General features: G+C 54.7%; 11 protein-coding genes. 8 read left to right on the top strand and 3 right to left on the bottom strand.

The window, feature by feature from the left end:
* Positions 1–84: 84 nt before the first annotated feature.
* Positions 85–1,233: an iron-containing alcohol dehydrogenase gene (locus tag NB647_RS05055; RefSeq protein WP_269265537.1), complete on the bottom strand. Its 1,149-nt coding sequence runs from the start codon at positions 1,231–1,233 to the stop codon at positions 85–87.
* 475 nt (positions 1,234–1,708) lie between these two features.
* Here NB647_RS05055 and NB647_RS05050 point away from each other — a divergent pair, with 475 nt between their 5' ends.
* Positions 1,709–2,896: an iron-containing alcohol dehydrogenase gene (locus NB647_RS05050; protein WP_269284613.1), complete on the top strand. Its 1,188-nt coding sequence runs from the start codon at positions 1,709–1,711 to the stop codon at positions 2,894–2,896.
* A 1,371-nt stretch (positions 2,897–4,267) separates the two neighbouring features.
* On the opposite strand, the gene NB647_RS05045 is transcribed toward NB647_RS05050, so the two are convergent.
* Positions 4,268–4,858, bottom strand: coding sequence for a chromate transporter (locus NB647_RS05045; RefSeq protein ID WP_269284611.1), 591 nt, complete (start codon positions 4,856–4,858; stop codon positions 4,268–4,270).
* Positions 4,855–5,544, bottom strand: a complete 690-nt coding sequence (locus NB647_RS05040; protein WP_269284608.1) for a chromate transporter — start codon at positions 5,542–5,544, stop codon at positions 4,855–4,857. The genes NB647_RS05045 and NB647_RS05040 overlap by 4 nt, the downstream gene beginning before the upstream one ends.
* A gap of 804 nt (positions 5,545–6,348) precedes the next feature.
* Between NB647_RS05040 and NB647_RS05035 the strand changes: the two genes are divergently transcribed.
* The 7 genes from NB647_RS05035 to NB647_RS05005 all read left to right on the top strand — a co-directional run bounded on the left by NB647_RS05035 (position 6,349) and on the right by NB647_RS05005 (position 17,408).
* Positions 6,349–7,005: a tetratricopeptide repeat protein gene (locus NB647_RS05035; RefSeq protein ID WP_269284606.1), complete on the top strand. Its 657-nt coding sequence runs from the start codon at positions 6,349–6,351 to the stop codon at positions 7,003–7,005.
* 319 nt (positions 7,006–7,324) lie between these two features.
* Positions 7,325–8,011: a class I SAM-dependent methyltransferase gene (locus NB647_RS05030; protein WP_269284605.1), complete on the top strand. Its 687-nt coding sequence runs from the start codon at positions 7,325–7,327 to the stop codon at positions 8,009–8,011.
* 224 nt (positions 8,012–8,235) lie between these two features.
* A complete protein-coding gene (locus tag NB647_RS05025) occupies positions 8,236–9,966 on the top strand; it encodes a type I restriction-modification system subunit M (RefSeq protein ID WP_269284604.1) in 1,731 nt (576 codons plus the stop codon).
* Complete coding sequence (locus tag NB647_RS05020; protein ID WP_269284602.1) at positions 9,959–10,990, top strand: SIR2 family protein; 1,032 nt, start codon at positions 9,959–9,961, stop codon at positions 10,988–10,990. Before NB647_RS05025 ends, NB647_RS05020 begins: the two co-directional genes overlap by 8 nt.
* Entirely contained in the window at positions 10,987–12,282 is a 1,296-nt protein-coding gene (locus NB647_RS05015; RefSeq protein WP_332880341.1) for a restriction endonuclease subunit S, read from the top strand. The genes NB647_RS05020 and NB647_RS05015 overlap by 4 nt, the downstream gene beginning before the upstream one ends.
* A complete protein-coding gene (locus NB647_RS05010) occupies positions 12,279–14,366 on the top strand; it encodes a DUF262 domain-containing protein (RefSeq protein ID WP_269284600.1) in 2,088 nt (695 codons plus the stop codon). Before NB647_RS05015 ends, NB647_RS05010 begins: the two co-directional genes overlap by 4 nt.
* Before the next feature lie 39 nt (positions 14,367–14,405).
* A complete protein-coding gene (locus NB647_RS05005; protein WP_269284598.1) occupies positions 14,406–17,408 on the top strand; it encodes a type I restriction endonuclease subunit R in 3,003 nt (1,000 codons plus the stop codon).
* Positions 17,409–17,708: the final 300 nt, after the last annotated feature.

Here is a 17,708-nt window from a genome sequence, read left to right as displayed (position 1 = left end):
GTGTTTCTCTCCATACAACGGTTCAAACATTTCCGATTGTCCGGGAAAGGCGAACAGCTCGCCTGTCTCCCTCCCGCCATCGCGTCACAAGGCGTTTTCCAGAATGCGGGTGACGATCTCTCCGGTATAAACCCCGGCAAGACCGAACGCCTGCGCATTCGCCAGAACGTTTTCGACAATGGCCGGCAAATCTTTCTCCCCGATGCCCAGTTGTGAAAGCCTGGTAGGTGTTCCGATCCGGTTGAACCAGTTTTCCAGCGCCACAATACCTTCTTCCGGTGTGGAAAGACCGAATATCTTTTTCGCGAAACGTTCGAATTGTCCCGGATTTTTCGGGGAATACCACTTCATCCAGGCGGGCATGACGACCGAAAGACCTGCACCATGCGGCACGTTATACAATGCGGAGAGGCTGTGCTCGATCATATGGTTGGGATAGCTGTATCCGGATGTGCCGGTCAGGGTCATGCCGTTCAATGCCATGGTCGCCGCCCAGGCGAATTCACCGCGAACATCGTCGTTTTCAGGATTTTCCAGCAGAATCTCCGTCGTCTCGATGACAGTATTAATGACGGATTCAACGATTCTGGACGGAAAATGCGGCTGAACGCTCGCCGTGAAATATCCCTCGATCGAATGCGCGATGATATCGGCGGCCGAATAAACGAGATAATCTTTCGTGACACTTCTCATCAGGGCCGGATTGATGACCGAAACGCGGGGGAAAAGCGGTTCCGCCGCGATGAAAAGTTTCTGCCGGGTTTCCTCATTGGTCACGACACCGGTCGGATTCATTTCACTGCCGGAAGCCGCCATCGTGATCACGTCATAGACCGGCAACGCCTTTTCAATGACTCCCTTGCCAATGAACAGATCCCATACGTCGCCATCGTACAGCGTTCCGGCGGCAATCGCTTTCGCGCTGTCCAGCACGGAACCGCCGCCTACACTCACAATCGCTTCGATCCCGTTGGCACGCACCGATTCGATGGCCTTGCGTACCGTCGAGATAACGGGATTGCTGACGACTCCGCCGAATTCGGTCACCTCGATTCCCTTCTCCCCGAGACTCCCCGCGACTGTGTCGAAAAGCCCGCTCCGCTTGATCCGGTCGCTTCCATAACACAGCATGACTTTCCGGATGCCGTCAGCAGCGACGTACTGCCCCAGCAGCTTTTCCTTGTCCCGGCCGAATTCGATCCGGGTCGGATTATAGAAAGTGAAATTATCCATATCATCTCCCTGTCTGTTTCTGAAATCCGGCTTCCGGCCAGTGGCAAATCTCCGGTATCCTGCCGGATACACACTTTTCCTCCGTTTGCTTCCACCGACCGGAAAACCATTGTCACAGACAACAGTATAAAAGCGCCGAAAATCCCCATGAAGACACGATTCTTCCATATTCTTGCCTGATTCTCTCCGGCTTTTGCCCATCAAACCGGCACGGCAATGAAAAGCGCGAACCACTTCCCTCCGGCTTTCCCCGACTGCATGCCGAACAGACAACCGGAACGGAAAACCGGCCACCTTCAGGTCTGCCTTGTCCTGCCTGTCGTTCCCGTACCCCTCCAGCCGCTCTCCCGATCCATCCGGCCCCGTCGCGACAGACGCAACAGATCAGGCCCTTCTTTTCCCCTGCCGGCGGCCTTGCAGCTTCAAAAACCGCCGTCTCCCCTGTAACATGGCACAAACAAGGAGAACAGGAACCATGGACAATTTCACTTTCTACAATCCCACCCGGATCTTTTTCGGCCGGGGCGAGGAAAACCATGTCGGCGACCGCATCCGCCGCCTCGGCGGCACCAAAGTCCTGATCCATTACGGCAGCGCATCCGCCGTCAAATCCGGACTCATCTACCGCGTCACCAGCTCGCTGGAAAGAGCGGGCATTTCCTCCGTCCCCCTGGGCGGCGTGCGTCCCAACCCGAGAAGCGGACTCGTCACCGACGGCATCGACCTGTGCCGGAAAGAAAACGTGGACTTCATTCTCGCCGTCGGAGGCGGCAGCGTCATCGACTCGGCCAAAGCCATCGCGCTGGGCGTTCCCTATGACGGCGACTTCTGGGACTTCTTCGACGGCAAAGCCTTCCCGGCCTCCGCCCTGCCCGTGGGAACCGTTCTGACTGTTGCCGCCGCCGGCAGCGAATCCTCGCCGGTGACCGTCATCACCCGGGAAGACGGCATGGTCAAACGCCCCTATTCCAGCGACCGCATCCGCCCCGTCTTCTCCATCCTGAACCCGGAACTGACCACCACCCTGCCGCCCTACCAGACGGCATCCGGCGCCACCGACATGATGGCCCACATCATCGAACGCTACTTCACCAACACCCCCGGCGTCGAACTCACCGACCGCATGGGCGAATCCGTCCTTTTGGCCATCCGTTCCGAAACCCTGCGCGCCCTGAAAAATCCGGACGACTACGACGCCCGCGCCAACCTCATGTGGGCCTCCACCATCGCCCACAACGACATCTGCGGCGTCGGACGGGAACAGGACTGGGCCAGCCATGCCCTGGAGCACGAGCTTTCCGCCCTCTACGACTGCCCACACGGTGCGGGACTGGCCGTCATCCTGCCCGCCTGGATGGAATACGTCATGGAACACGACATCAACCGCTTTGCCCAGTTCGCCCTGCGCGTCTGGGGCTGTGAAATGGACTTCGCCCACCCCGATGTCACCGCCCGGGCCGGTATCCGCGCCTTCCGTGCCTTTTTGCGGCTGATCGGCATGCCCACCAGCTTCGCCGAAATCCGCGCCCGCGAAGACGACATCCCTCTCCTGCTCGAAAAACTCCGGATCGGGAACAACACCATCGGCTCCTTCGTCAAACTCGACATTAGCGACTGCGAAAAAATCTACCGGCTCGCCTGCCGTCCCCCGCTGGCCCCCTAGACCACCGGAAGACGCCCCGAAACGGCCGGCAACCTGCTCCATCCCTGCCGGCCTCCGGCCAGCCGCCACAGGAACCGGACCGGACACGAAAAACACCGGCGGCAACCGGTGATCCGGACGGCAAACCCAACCGGTCACGTCCCGTCTTGCCGGTCATCTCCGCCTTTACCCCGTTTTCCCCGGCCGGCACATTTATCCCCGTTTTCTGTGGACAACCCCGTGAACAGCACCGGTTTTCCCTTTATCTTCAACCCGTTCCCGCCCCTGCCTCCTTACCGGGCAAACCGCCCGTTCCGGCCCGAAACATCACCGAACGTCCCCCCGCCAGACCGGCCGAACCGGCAAAATCCCCCGCCACCGGCAGTACATGCCACCCGTTTTTCCCCCACCGGTACGCTTATCCCCGTTTTCTGTGGACAACCTCGTGAATAGCGCCATAATTCCGAATGGATTCATTCACTTGCACGCATTGCCCGTTTGACAGGCAGACCCGGCCGGATCCGCTCCCCACGACCGGAACAGCCCCCCACCCGCGAACCCTGAAAAAAGACGGTTTTTCCACCTCCTGCGGCCGATACCGGCCCCATGAGCCGTTTTTTCTCTCTGCTTTCGGGAAGCAGGAAGCAGGAAGCAGGAAGCAGGAAGCAGGAAGCAGGGCAACATCATACCCGACAGTCCCCCGCATTCCGATAACGGCACCGGAAGACTGCCCCGTTCACTCCACCGTCACAAAAACGGCACATCGCCAAGAAAACCGCCCCATCCCATCCACTCCCTGTACTGATCCCGAAAAGCTTTTCATACCTTCCCTTTCCTGTCATTGCGTCCGTCCGGCGGACAAATCGCTTCCCTTGCAGGGGGCCGGTACCTTGCCATGCACGGGATTTTTCCGTATTCAGGTTTGCGCCGTTATCGACGGATATCCGGCAAATCCCTCCCGAAAATGCCCGCCCTGTCAGGATATCGGGAAAACAAACCGATGTCCTCCCCGAACGAACCGCCTCCGGTGCCTTTCCTGCCTCTCCCGGTTCCTTTCCACCGTCATGCCGGCTCCGGCCGTCGCAAAAGCCCGGCTGAAAACCGGTAGCCGTACTCCGGGAACGGGAACGGATTTTTCTTTTCCGGCCAGCCTTCTGACACCCAAAACAGAAATGACAGTCAACGGGACGGAAATACCGGCCGGCTGAAAGCCATCATCGACAGGAAAGAAAATCACCGGACACGACACGCCCCCGTCCCGAAGCACACAGGGCCGTCAATCCGATCGCGACAGCCATGAAAACCGGCCCTGTCCCGATGGTCGCTTTGGACAAAGACCCCGCCCGTCCCGCTTCCGGATTTTCCCTGCCGCCGTCGCCCGCTCTCCGGCCGTCAGTGCCACCCCCAAACCGGCGACAACATATAAAGCACGATCCCCAGCACACCGGTCGCCAGCATGACATGAATCGGATCGACCTTCTTCCACCGTCGCAACACCCACAGGGCCGCACAGAAAATGGATACGGCGATCCAGTCCGTATGCGCCAGATCGGCGGCAGTCGGCATGTTCTCCCTGTGCCAGAACGCCAGAAACCCGATCGACAGTCCGGCAAACACGATCATGGACACCACCGCCGCACGCAATTGCAACAACACGTTTTTCACGATCCTGAAATTTCTGAACCGGTAATAGGCGAACGCCAGCGTCAGCACGATCAGACACGACGGCAGCACACATCCGGACGTGGCGACAATCGCCCCCGGCAATCCGGCGATCCGGATCCCGACGAACGTGGCCGAATTGATGGAAATCGGCCCCGGCGTCATCTGGGAAATCGTGATGATGTCCGAAAACTCCGCCATCGTCAGCCAGGGATGCACATCCACCACCTGATGCTGGATCAGCGGCATGGCGGCATACCCGCCCCCGATGGAAAACAGGCCGATCTGGAAAAAACTCCAGAACAGTTCGAGGTAAATCATGCGTCCTCCTCCCGTTTCCTTTCTTCCTCACGCCGGCGCCGGAATGCCTGCATTTTCCCGAGACGGATTTTGCGCAGCCGTTCGCCGTACAGCGTATCGGCCACCCCGACAGCCCCGCACACCATGATCACGACAAACACATTCACATCGAAAAAAAACACGGCGGCAAACGATCCGGTCAAAATGATCCAGGGCATGACCCGCTTGCGGGAAAGCACATTCTTTCCCATCGTGATGACGACATCGAAAATGATCGCCGCCACCCCCGCCTGCATCCCCTTCATCGCCAGCACGACATATTCATTACTCTTGAAAGCGGCATAAAACATCGACACGAGCGACAAAATGAAAAGCGGCGGCAAAACCGTCCCGAAAATCGTCACCAGCACCCCCCGAAACCCGGCCAGCCGGTACCCGAGCAGAATCGAGGCATTGATGGCGATCGAACCGGGCGCCGACTGGGCGATCGCCGTCAGATCCAGCATCTCGTCCTCGTCGAGCCACTGTTTTTCCCGGATGAACTTGCGGCGCATCAGCGGCACAATGACAAACCCGCCCCCCACCGTAAACGCGCTCAGCTGAAGTGTGGCGACAAAAAGATCCCAGTAAAACCCCTTATCCCTGACCATAACCCCTTCCCTTGCCGCCCCCACCGGGACACGACATCCTTTTTTTTCGACCGGCAAACGGGCAAAATTCCGGTCAGTCTCTTAAACCACACCTTTCCACCCCGAAAAAACCGCCGGCAGGAAAAGTGCACACACGATCTATAAAATAGCCGTTTACCCCTGTTTGCACAATCGCCACACCCTGTGCACGGACAAAAGACGCTCCCTCCGTTGCATCGTGACAAACCCCGGCTACGAAAAAACCGCATCCGGAAAAAATCGTCCCCTCCCCTGCATCCGGAGAGCATGACGACCTTGCCGGAAAAAACGAAAAAATCCCCTTCTTTTCCTTTTGCCCGCCGGAATCCATGCGGCAGGAGTGGCACCCATCGCCGGCCGGATCACCCTTTCCCGTCAAACACCGTCCGGACACCTGTCCTCCCCTGTTTTCCATTCATTGCAGACCGTCTCGGAAAACCATCCAGCGGCGAAAACCGTTCATCGGTCCTTTTCCGGAATATCGCTTCGCGACAAGGCGCCGGAAAGCCTGTCACGCGAGAGACCGGCACACCCGGCCGGCACACCATCATGGCGTACAGCCGGCCCCGCAGCATGCCGTGGCGCCGCCCTTCCCGCCACAAAAAACCGCCAGTCGCACCGCGCGGCCCGGCAACCTGAAAAACCCGCACATCATTTACGGAAATTTCCCCGTCCGCGGCATTTTTCCCGTCCGGGACTGTCCTTTTCACGTTAAATGGCAGAAATTTCTGTGTTTTGTCACCCGAAAGGCAGAAAATACTTTGAGCAGAGGGCAAGCCCTGTTATCATGGCGTCCGTTTCCAACCTGCCAGCAACACACCCCCAACAGGTATGCCGAAAAACGTGAGCCGTAAAAGAAAAAACATTCTGCCCTGGATCGTCGCTTTCCTGACCCTGATCCTGATCATCATCAGCAAAACCGCCTACTCTGCCGGAGAACAGGATTTCAGGCAGGGCATGCAATACTACCGAAACCGCCAGTTCAGTGAAGCCTTCCCCTGCTTCGAAAAAGCGGCCCGGTCAGGCAATACCGAAGCGCAATCCATGATCGGCGTACTCTACTTCCAGGGCAACGGCGTCGGAAAAGACGACCGCGAAGCGGCGAAATGGTTCGAAAAAGCCGCCCGTGCCGGCGAACCCGATGCCCAGACCTTCATGGGCGTCATGAATCTCGAAGGCCGCGGCATGCCCAAAAACGAGGTCGAAGCGTTCAAATGGTTCGAAAAAGCCGCGACAAACGGCGAAACCAGCGCCCGGAACTATCTCGGCACCGCCTACATGAAAGGACAGGGAACGGCGAAAAACACCGAAAAAGCCATTTACTGGTTCACCCGCGCCGCCGAATCCGGCGACACCAGTGCGCAGAAAATCCTCGGCGCCCTCTACCTCAGCGGCCACGAGGATATCGCCAAAGACACCCTCAAAGCCCGTTACTGGCTGCAAAAAGCGGCCGATCAGGACGACTCCGACGCGCTCGAACTCCTGAAACAGATCAATTAGGCGCCGGCTCCACACGGCTGTCCGGCTCCTCCCGTCCGGAACATCCCCTGCCCCCGGAGAGACAAAACGTTGTGAAATCACGTCACGTTTCCCCGGCAAGTCACCGAAAGGTGAGCGAAAGTCCATCCATATCAATGACAGGAGCCGTGCAAAACGCCACACTCCCACACCTGTATCAGAAACGGTCTCGTCAGAACAACACCATGGCAACAGAACGGAAACGGACAAAACGCACCACCGGAAAACCGGCGGGAAAAAAGAAAACACCACCCGGACCAATCCCTATGACGACGACCGTTTCCTCAGCGAATACAGCGGCATGTCCCGTTCCGTCAACGGCCTGTCCGGTGCCGGAGAATGGCACGTTCTGGAAAAAATGCTGCCCGACTTCTGCGGCAAACGGGTACTCGATCTCGGCTGCGGATACGGCTGGCACTGCCGCTATGCCATCGAACACGGCGCCATCGCCTGCACCGGCATCGACACGTCCGAAAAAATGCTGAAACAGGCCCACCGGCAAAACGCTTCCTTCTGGACGGAATACCGGTGCATGGCCATCGAGGACTTCGAATTCGAGCCCGAAACCTACGACGTCGTCATCAGCTCGCTGGCCTTCCACTACATCGAATCCTTCGGCGACCTCTACACCAGAATATACCGCTCGCTCACTCCCGGCGGCGCATTCGTCTTCTCCATCGAACACCCCGTTTATACCGCCAGCGGTTCCCAGCAATGGATCACCGACGAAAACGGCAAAAAACTGCACTGGCCAGTCGACCGCTATTTCGACGAAGGCAAGCGCGACGCCATCTTCCTCGGACAGCACGTCACCAAATACCACCGGACACTGACCACCGTCATCAACGGCGTCATCACCGCAGGATTCACCCTGACGGGCCTTGCCGAACCCGAACCGGAAAAAGCCCTGCTGGAAACCGTCCCCGGCATGATCGACGAAACCCGCCGCCCCGCCATGCTGATCGTCTCGGCCATCAAAAACCGCTGAACACCGGAACCGCTTCCCGGACGGGACGGAAAGAAACATCCACAAGCGGACAATTCCGGATCGTCGCGACCAGTCGCATGCCGGATACGGCATTGCCGCTGACAGCCGTCCCCTTCCCCCTTACAATACAGGCCTGACAACTTCATAAGCCTGACAGGCCTGTGCTCCCCGTTACCGGTGCATCATTCCCTTTCCAGCCTGTCATCCACAAAACAGAAAAAACAATGAGCCTCGAATCCAACGTCAAACAAAAAGCGGACCTGATATGGGCCATCGCCGACAAACTCACCGGCGTGTACAAACCGCACGAATACGGCGAAGTCATCCTCCCGCTGACCGTCATCCGCCGCTTCGACTGCATACTGGCCGACACCAAAGCCGCCGTACTCGAAAGATACGCACAGTGCAAAACCCTCGCCATGCCGGACGCCCTGCTCCGCCGGGCATCCGGACACGCTTTCTACAACGTCAGCCGCTTCGACTTCGGCAAACTGCTCGACGACCCCGACAACATCGAAGCCAACTTCCGCGCCTACCTCTACGGCTTTTCCGCCAATGTACGGGACATCATCGAAAAATTCCGCTTCGAAGGCCACATCACCACGATGGCGGAAAAAGGCATCCTCTATGCCGTCCTGCGCGAATTCACCACCCCGAGAGCCGACCTGCATCCCGACCGCATTTCCAATCTCGAAATGGGCTACATCTTCGAGGAAATCATCCGGCGCTTTTCCGAATCGCACAACGCCGACGCCGGACAACACTACACCCCGCGCGAAGTCATCGAACTGATGGTCAACATCCTCTTTCACGACGACCATGAAGCGCTCGGCGGCAAAAACATCCTGAGAAGCCTCTACGATCCGGCATGCGGTACCGGCGGCATGCTCTCCGTCGCGGAAGAATACTTGCACCGGCTCAACCCGACCTGCGCCCTGCTGGCATTCGGACAGGAACTCAACGACCAGACCTACGCCATCTGCAAGGCCGACATGCTCATCAAGGGCAACGACGCCAGCAACATCCACGACGGCAACACCCTCTCGAACGACCAGTTCCGGGGACAAACCTTCGATTACATCCTCTCCAATCCCCCGTTCGGACGGGAATGGAAAAACGAAAAAAACGCCGTCGAACAGGAAGCACGTACCGGCGACGCCGGCCGCTTCGGCGCCGGACTGCCAGCCATCGGCGACAGCCAGATGCTGTTTCTGCTGACCGCGCTCTCCAAAATGAAAACGCCGGAAAACGGCGGCAGCCGCATCGCCATCATCCATAACGGCTCCCCCCTCTTTACCGGCGACGCCGGCAGCGGTCCTTCCGAAATCCGCAAACACATCATGGAAAACGACCTGCTCGAAGCCATCATCGCCCTGCCCAACGACATCTTCTACAACACCGGCATCGCCACCTACATCTGGGTACTGTCCAACAAAAAAGCCGGCACGAAACGCGCCGGCAAAATCCAGCTCATCGACGCCAGCGGCCTGTTCGAAAAACGCCGCAAGGCGCTGGGCAACAAACGCAACGACATCCCGCAAAGCGCCATCGACACCATCACCCGCCTGTACGGCGACATGGCAGAAAACGACATCAGCAAAATCTTCGACAACAGCGACTTCGGCTACACCAAAATCACCGTCGAACGTCCCCTGAAAGACGAACAGGGCAACCCCGTCATGAAAAAAGGCAAAATACAGCCCGATCCGACCCTGCGCGACACCGAAACCATCCCGCTGAAAGAAGACGTACAAACCTACTTCGAACGCGAAGTCCTGCCCTTCGTCCCCGATGCATGGATCGACCACGCCAGAACGAAAACCGGTTACGAAATCCCCTTCACCCGGCATTTCTACCGATACGAACCCCCGCGCCCATCCGACGCCATCCTGTCCGAAATCATCGCCATCGAAAAAGAGCTGGACACCGCCATCCGGGAGCTGTTCCATGAATAAGCGAAAACAGGTTTTCTTTCTGGGAGCCGGATTTTCCAAAGCCATCAACCCGGCTTACCCTCTCCTGAACGAACTCTGCACCGACATACGCCAGCAACTCGAGCTGGGAACCGACACCATCAGCGCGCATTACAAAACGGAAATTCCTGAAAACATCAAAAACAACGTCGAACACCTGCTGACCTACCTGTCAACCGACTTCCCATGGAAACAGGAAAACAACTATACCGACCGCGCCCTGTATGAACGGATCAGCCGCATGATCGGACAACATTTCCAGCAACTGGACAAAAATGGGGAACACAACAACCTGTTCGACCGTCTGATCGCCGGCTTTCTGGAAAATCCGCACTGCGACATCATCACCCTGAATTACGATGTCCTGATCGAAAAGGCCATGGAAAAATACGTGAAAAACAACGGACAACCATATCTGCCATGGGAGCGACTCTACTCGTATCCGTTAAGCTGGATCGGTTCACGTACCATTCCAAGCGCAGGCACATTGGGGGGTACCCCATTTATTCAGCGGCTTCCATCCATCATCAAACTTCATGGCTCCGTCAACTGGTACCATGCAGGCGCATCATCATCGGATACCATTTACTACCGCAACTATAACCCCAATGAAACCGACCATATGACCGTCGGGCTGGTGCCTTATATCATCCCGCCGGTCATGGACAAAAACGCCTTTTACAACCACACCGCCATACGCCACTTGTGGCAAGCGGCCGCACACCTGCTGGAAGAAGCGGACGACGTTTTCATCATCGGTTTTTCATTCCCGCCAACCGATACCGCGGCACGTTTCCTGTTCCGGACGGCCCTGAACCCGCATGCCGACATTCATATCATCGACATTTCCGACGAAAATACCCTCAAGAAAAGCCACAAGGGATTGTTCGGCAGCCGGCAAGTTAACTACCGCTACTGCGGCAATACCCCTGTTCCCCCGCTGGAACGTTTCATCCGCGAAAACATGCCGATCCCGACCACGCAAGCAACAGGAGTCGCCCAATGAGAAAAATGAAGGACAGCGGAATAGAGTGGATCGGCGAAATTCCGGAAGATTGGAAAATAATACCATTGAAATTTTTGGCTTCACATAATGATGACGTTTTATCGGAAAACACTCCTGATGATCTGGAATTCGATTATATCGATATCAGTTCCGTACAATATGGCAGTGGTATCATAAACAAACAACATATCACATTTGGAAATGCACCTTCGCGTGCAAGAAGAATCGTCAGGAATAACGACGTCATCATTTCAACTGTACGAACATATCTGAAGGCTGTTGCGATTATTCCCGACATTTCGAAACTGACTATCGCATCTACCGGATTCGCATGTCTTCGTACAAATGAAAAAATTTCCCCAAAGTTTCTCTATTATTCTGTATTGTCTGATGCCTTTGTCAGCACAGTAGAAGCATATTCCGTCGGAATAAGTTACCCTGCCATAAATGCCAGCCAACTTGTTTGTCTGAAATTACCATTGCCTTCTATTGAGGAGCAAAGCCAGATCGCCAATTTCCTCGATGAAAAATGCGCTGTGATCGACCGACTTGTCGAACGCCATCAGGAAGTCATCGAAAAACTGAAAGCATACCGGCAATCCGTCATCAGCGAAGCCGTGACCCGTGGGCTGGACCTCGACGCACCGATGAAAGACAGCGGCATACCCTGGATCGGCAAGATTCCGAAGGAATGGGAAATAATACCATTGAAATTTCTGGCTTCACATAATGATGACGTTTTATCGGAAAACACTCCCGATGATCTGGAATTCGATTACATCGATATCAGTTCCGTACAATATGGCAGTGGTGTCATAAACAAACAACATATCACATTTGGAAATGCACCTTCACGCGCAAGAAGAATCGTCAGGAATAACGACGTCATCATTTCAACTGTACGAACATATTTGAAGGCTGTTGCGATTATTCCCGCCGTTTCGGAACTGACTGTCGCATCTACCGGATTTGCATGTCTTCGTACAAATGAAAAAATTTCCCCAAAGTTTCTCTATTATTCTGTATTGTCTGATGCCTTTGTCAGCACAGTAGAAGCATATTCCGTCGGAATAAGTTACCCTGCCATAAATGCCAGCCAACTTGTTTGCCTGAAATTAATATTGCCTTCTATTGAGGAGCAAAGCCAGATCGCCGATTATCTCGACAAAAAATGTGCCAAAATAGACCGGATTATCCATAACAAGGAACAGATCATCTCCAAACTGGCCGAATACAAAAAATCCATCATTTACGAATACGTCACCGGCAAAAAAGAGGTACCTGCATCATGAAAATCGAACGAGGCGGCATTATCAATGACTTCATTCAGCCGAACCGGAAACAATACGCCATTCCCGTTTACCAGCGCAACTACGAATGGTCGCGGGAACAATGTATCCGGCTGTTCGAAGACATTATCGCAGCGCACAAAAACGACCGGGATCACTTCACCGGATCGATCGTCTATGCCCCGCTCAAAACGGAAAACAAGATCGATACTTTCATCATCATCGACGGCCAGCAGCGCCTGACGACCATCTACATCCTGATCAAGGCGCTGATCGACATGGCAGAATCGGAGCGTGACAGGAATGCGCTGGAATCCGTCGTTTTCAACGAAGACAAGTTCAGGCAATACCAGATCGACGAATCCAGCAAACTGAAACTCAAGCCCGTCAAAAGCGACAACCGGCAACTGATGTTGCTGATGGAAAACAGGATAGACGAGATCGACAAAAGCAGCGGTATTTACCGTAATTACACCCTTTTCCGCGAGCTGATCGGCAAAACCATGTACACGGATGACCAGTTGGGCGTCGCCCATATCTTCGATGGTATCGAGCATCTGACCTGCGCGACCATCAAACTCGATCCGGATGACAGTGCACAGGAAATTTTCGAACGGATCAATTCGACTGGCATTCCCCTGAGTCTGGCCGACAAGATACGCAATTTCGTGCTGATGACCGACATCGATCAGGAACGGCTGTATGAAGACTACTGGCTGGCGATAGAAAATCTGGTCGGCTACAACTGGCTGACGGCTTTTTTCATGGATTATCTGAACATCAAGGTCGATTATTTCCCGCGTGAAGATCAGGCCTATGAAACATTCAAGCTAGTTTTCAAGAAAAACGCATGTACCAATAAATCGATGCTTGAAGAAATCCTGTATTATGCCAAATTTTACCATGCCTTTCTGTATGGCGATCCGCAATACAGCGTATCGGTCAATGACACGTTGGCGGCATTGCGTCGGCTGAACCAGACCACGGTTTATCTTTTCCTGTTCCGTGTATTCGATGACTACCACAACAAGGTCATCGACCAGACGGTACTGGAAAAAGTATTGTCTTTTCTGCTGAATTACAGCATTCGCCGCATGATGTGCGAAGTCCCGTCCAATTCCTTGCGCGGCATGTACAAGACGCTGCACAACCGTATTTTCAACTGTGCGGAAAACAAGGCGCATTATTATGATGCCATCGTCTCTTTTTTCAGGCAGGTTTCGTCACGTGATGCCTGGATCGACGACAGGACTTTTTCCGATGCGCTCATACACAATAATCTGTACCGGAAAAACGCACTGTGCAAATATCTTCTCACAGCGATCGAAAACGACGGCAAGGAACAGATCGTCACCGACAATCTGACGATCGAGCATGTCATGCCGCAAAACAAAAAGCTGTCTTCGGAATGGCAAAAAATGCTGGGTGAAAATTGGGAAAACGACCGGGAACGTTATCTTCATACACTCGGTAACCTGACTCTGACGGGATATAACAGCGAACTGGGCGATCGTCCATTTTCGGAAAAGAAAAAACATTTTGCCGACGTGAACTCAAAAACCGTCGCCCTGAACCGGTCTATCTGCCAGTGCGACAACTGGAATGCCGAAACCATCGAAACACGTGCTACAGAACTGGCATCGGTTATCCTGCAACAGTTCCCGGATGAAGTACCGGAAACCGTTATCCCGTTTGCCGATCCGCACTACCAGTTATATACGTGTGACGATCCCAAAACGGCGACTTTCAAGGTACCCAATTACTATGAATTATCCGGAGAACGGGTCAATGTCACCACTTATGCCGAAATGCTCCGTTCTTTAATCGAACGCCTGTATGCCCTGGACAGCAGTATTATCGAAAACATGGCAAAATCGAATGAAATACTGGAAAACGGACCGCAATTCATCATGTTTTCCTACGACAAGACCATGCTCAGGAAAAAATCGTTCCGGCTTGAAGGTACTGATATTTACGAGAATGCCGGATTCAGTGCGGAGACAATCATGCTGATCATCCGCGCATTGCTCGACAAATACGGCATCGACCGGGAAGATTTTACTTACAGTGCACGGAAAAACAGATGACCGGTGAAAGCCGATAACCGACAGAAAACGGGAGACATCATGGCGGATTTCGATGTAAGGGAAAAACGGTTCGAACAGGATATCGAAACCTTTCTTTGTACCCATGGCGGCTATCTCAAGGGCGATCCTGCGGCTTTTGACCGGAAACTCGCGCTGGATACCGCCACGTTGCTGTCCTTCATCCAAAGCAGCCAGCCCCGGGAATGGGAACGGTACGTCCGGATTTACGGTGCCGACAGCGAAAGACGGCTGATCGAGCGGTTTTGCCGCGAAACGGATACCGAAGGGTTGCTCGCCGTTCTCAGAAAAGGATTCACAGACCGCGGCGTCCGGTTCCGCGCGGTGTTCTGGAAACCGGAAACCTCGATGAACGACGCCACCCGCAAGGCTTACGAAAGCAACATCCTGCACTGTACCCGCCAGCTCCATTATGCGACAGGTAATGAAAAGAGCATCGATATCGTTTTGTTCGTCAACGGCATTCCCGTCGTGTCGATGGAACTGAAATGCGAGTTCACCGGCCAGAACACGGCAAACGCCATCGAACAGTACCGTTTCGACCGGCAGGACAGGGACACGATTTTCGCTTTCAAAAAACGGGTTCTGGTGCATTTCGCCGTCGATCTGGAAAACGTGTACATGACGACCCGCCTGCAAGGGGAACGGACTTTTTTCCTGCCGTTCAATCAGGGGTCCAACGGCGCGGGCCATGTCGGTGGCAAGGGCAATCCGCCGAACCCGGACGGTTACCAGACCGCCTATCTCTGGAAACAGGTGCTGTTCCGGGACAGGCTGCTGGAAATTCTCCAGAAGTACATCCATATCGAAAAGGACAAAAAGGGCATCAGGGACGATGTCGTGATTTTCCCGCGCTACCATCAGCTCGATGTCGTCACCCGGTTGCTGGCGCATGTCCGGGAAAACGGCGCGGGTCATCATTACCTGATCCAGCATTCGGCAGGTTCGGGCAAGTCCAATTCCATCGCATGGCTGGCGCACCGCCTTTCCGGACTGCACGATGACCGGGACGAAAAAATTTTCCATTCGGTCATCGTCGTGACGGACCGCCGTATTCTGGACAGCCAGTTGCAGGATACGGTTTACCAGTTCGACCATGTCGAAGGGGTTGTCCAGAAAATCGACGAAGATTCCAGACAGCTCAAAGAGGCGATCGAGTCCGCCACGCCCATCATCATCACGACCTTGCAAAAATTCCCGGTCATTTACCGCGAAGTCAACAGCGGCAAACGCCGGTATGCCGTCATCGTGGATGAAGCGCATTCATCCCAGACGGGCGACGCGGCGAAAAAACTGAAACAGGCGCTTTCCGACCGGACAAAGGCACTGGAAGAATATGCCGAGCTGGAAGGACGCACAGAAGCGACCGAAAAGGACGAAGAGGACAAAATGCTCGATGAAATGGCGGCACACGGCCGGCATGACAATCTGTCCTTTTTCGCCTTTACCGCCACGCCGAAGGCCAGAACCCTGCAAATGTTCGGCAGCAAGACGGAAGACGGACGTTACCGGCCTTTCCATATCTATTCCATGCGGCAGGCGATCGAGGAAGGATTCATTCTGGATGTGCTGGCGCATTACATGACTTACCGCATGTATTACAGGATCGTGAAGGCCATTCCGGATGATCCGGAGCTGGATACGTCGGCCGGTGTCCGTGCGATCCGGCGATTCGAAACGCTGCATCCGCACAATATTTCGGCGAAAACCTCGATCATGCTGGAACATTTCCTGCACACGACGCAACACAAGATCGGAGGACGCGCCAAGGCGATGGTCGTGACGCCTTCGCGCCTGCATGCGGTACGTTATGTTCTGGAATTCAGGCGGCAGCTTCAGGAAAAGGGTTTTTCCGGCACCGGCGTTCTGGTCGCCTTTTCCGGTGAAGTCGATGATGACGGCATGACGTACACGGAAGAAAAAATGAACCGGACGGCAGCGGGCGAGACGATCCGCGAATCGCAGCTTCGGGAAACCTTCGCGAAAGACGAGTACAAAATCCTGATCGTGGCGGAAAAATACCAGACCGGCTTCGACCAGCCCCTGTTGCATACCATGTTCGTGGACAAGAAACTGTCCGATGTCAAGGCGGTCCAGACGCTGTCACGCCTCAACCGCACCGCGCGCGGCAAGGTCGATACCTTCGTTCTGGACTTCGTCAATACGGCAGAAGATATCCGGAAAGCGTTCGAGCCGTATTACGAGGAAACGGTACTGGAAGAAGAAACTGATCCGAATGTCATCTATGACCTGAAAAATACCCTGGAGCATTACCGGCTCTGGCAAAAAACGGATATCGACCGGTTTGCCGCCCTGTTCTGGTCCACATCCATCCAGCAGGCCGGCGACATGGGCAAACTCATGGCGACACTTCGCCCTGCGCTGGACCGTTTCGATACGTTACAGGACGACGAAAAGGACTTGTTCAAATCGACACTTGCCCGTTTCAACCGCATTTATGCCTTCGTAACGCAAATTTGCCGTCTGTTCGACCGTGATATTCATGCTTTCAGCCGTTATGCCCGTTTTCTGGCACGGTTGCTGCCGAAAGACGGACGGGCGACCGTCGATGTGGATGACAAGGTTTTGCTGGAATATTACCGTCTTGAACAACAGGCCGAACAACGGATTGCACTTACCGGCGATGTACAGGGCTTCCGTCCTGTCACGGGAGATGCCGGCAGACGGGAAAAGAAAAAAGACCCGCTGACCGTCATCATCGACCGGATCAATGAAAAACACGGCACGAATTTCACGGAAATGGACAAGGTTCTACTCCAGATCGAAAACGACTATGCAACCGACAGCAAATGGCAGGGATATGCACAACACAGCGATGTCAATACATTCATGATGCTGTTCAACAAGCATTTTCCTGACATGGTTGCAGCACGATTTGAAGAAAACAATGCCTTTTTCGGTACACTTTTGAACGACCCCGATATCCTGAAACAAACTATGCACACGATGGGTACCATCATATACAGACGTCTCAACGTTCTTCCAAAGGAAAATTCTGAATAAAACCCAACAACGACCAAATACGGACATGCAATTCGCCCTTGCCTGTCATTACTGATCGTCTCGGCCATCAAAAACCGCTGAACACCGCAACCGCTTCCCGGACGCACGGGCAGAAGTGTCCGCGACAAAACCGGCCAAAACAGCCGTCGGATCTTTCGCTTCACTTTCGCCCCGCCATTTCCCGCACGGCGATTTCTCATGCGAAGACCGGCCGGTCCGGCAAATACCGCCTGTGGCCGGCCTGCCGGAAACCCCATGAATCGGGTATCATACTCCCTGCTCGGGAGCCTCTTTTAGCCA

Origin of the sequence: Oxalobacter aliiformigenes, assembly GCF_027116575.1 — a bacterium.
GTDB lineage: Bacteria > Pseudomonadota > Gammaproteobacteria > Burkholderiales > Burkholderiaceae_D > Oxalobacter > Oxalobacter aliiformigenes.
This window is presented reverse-complemented; position numbering and strand designations above follow the sequence as displayed.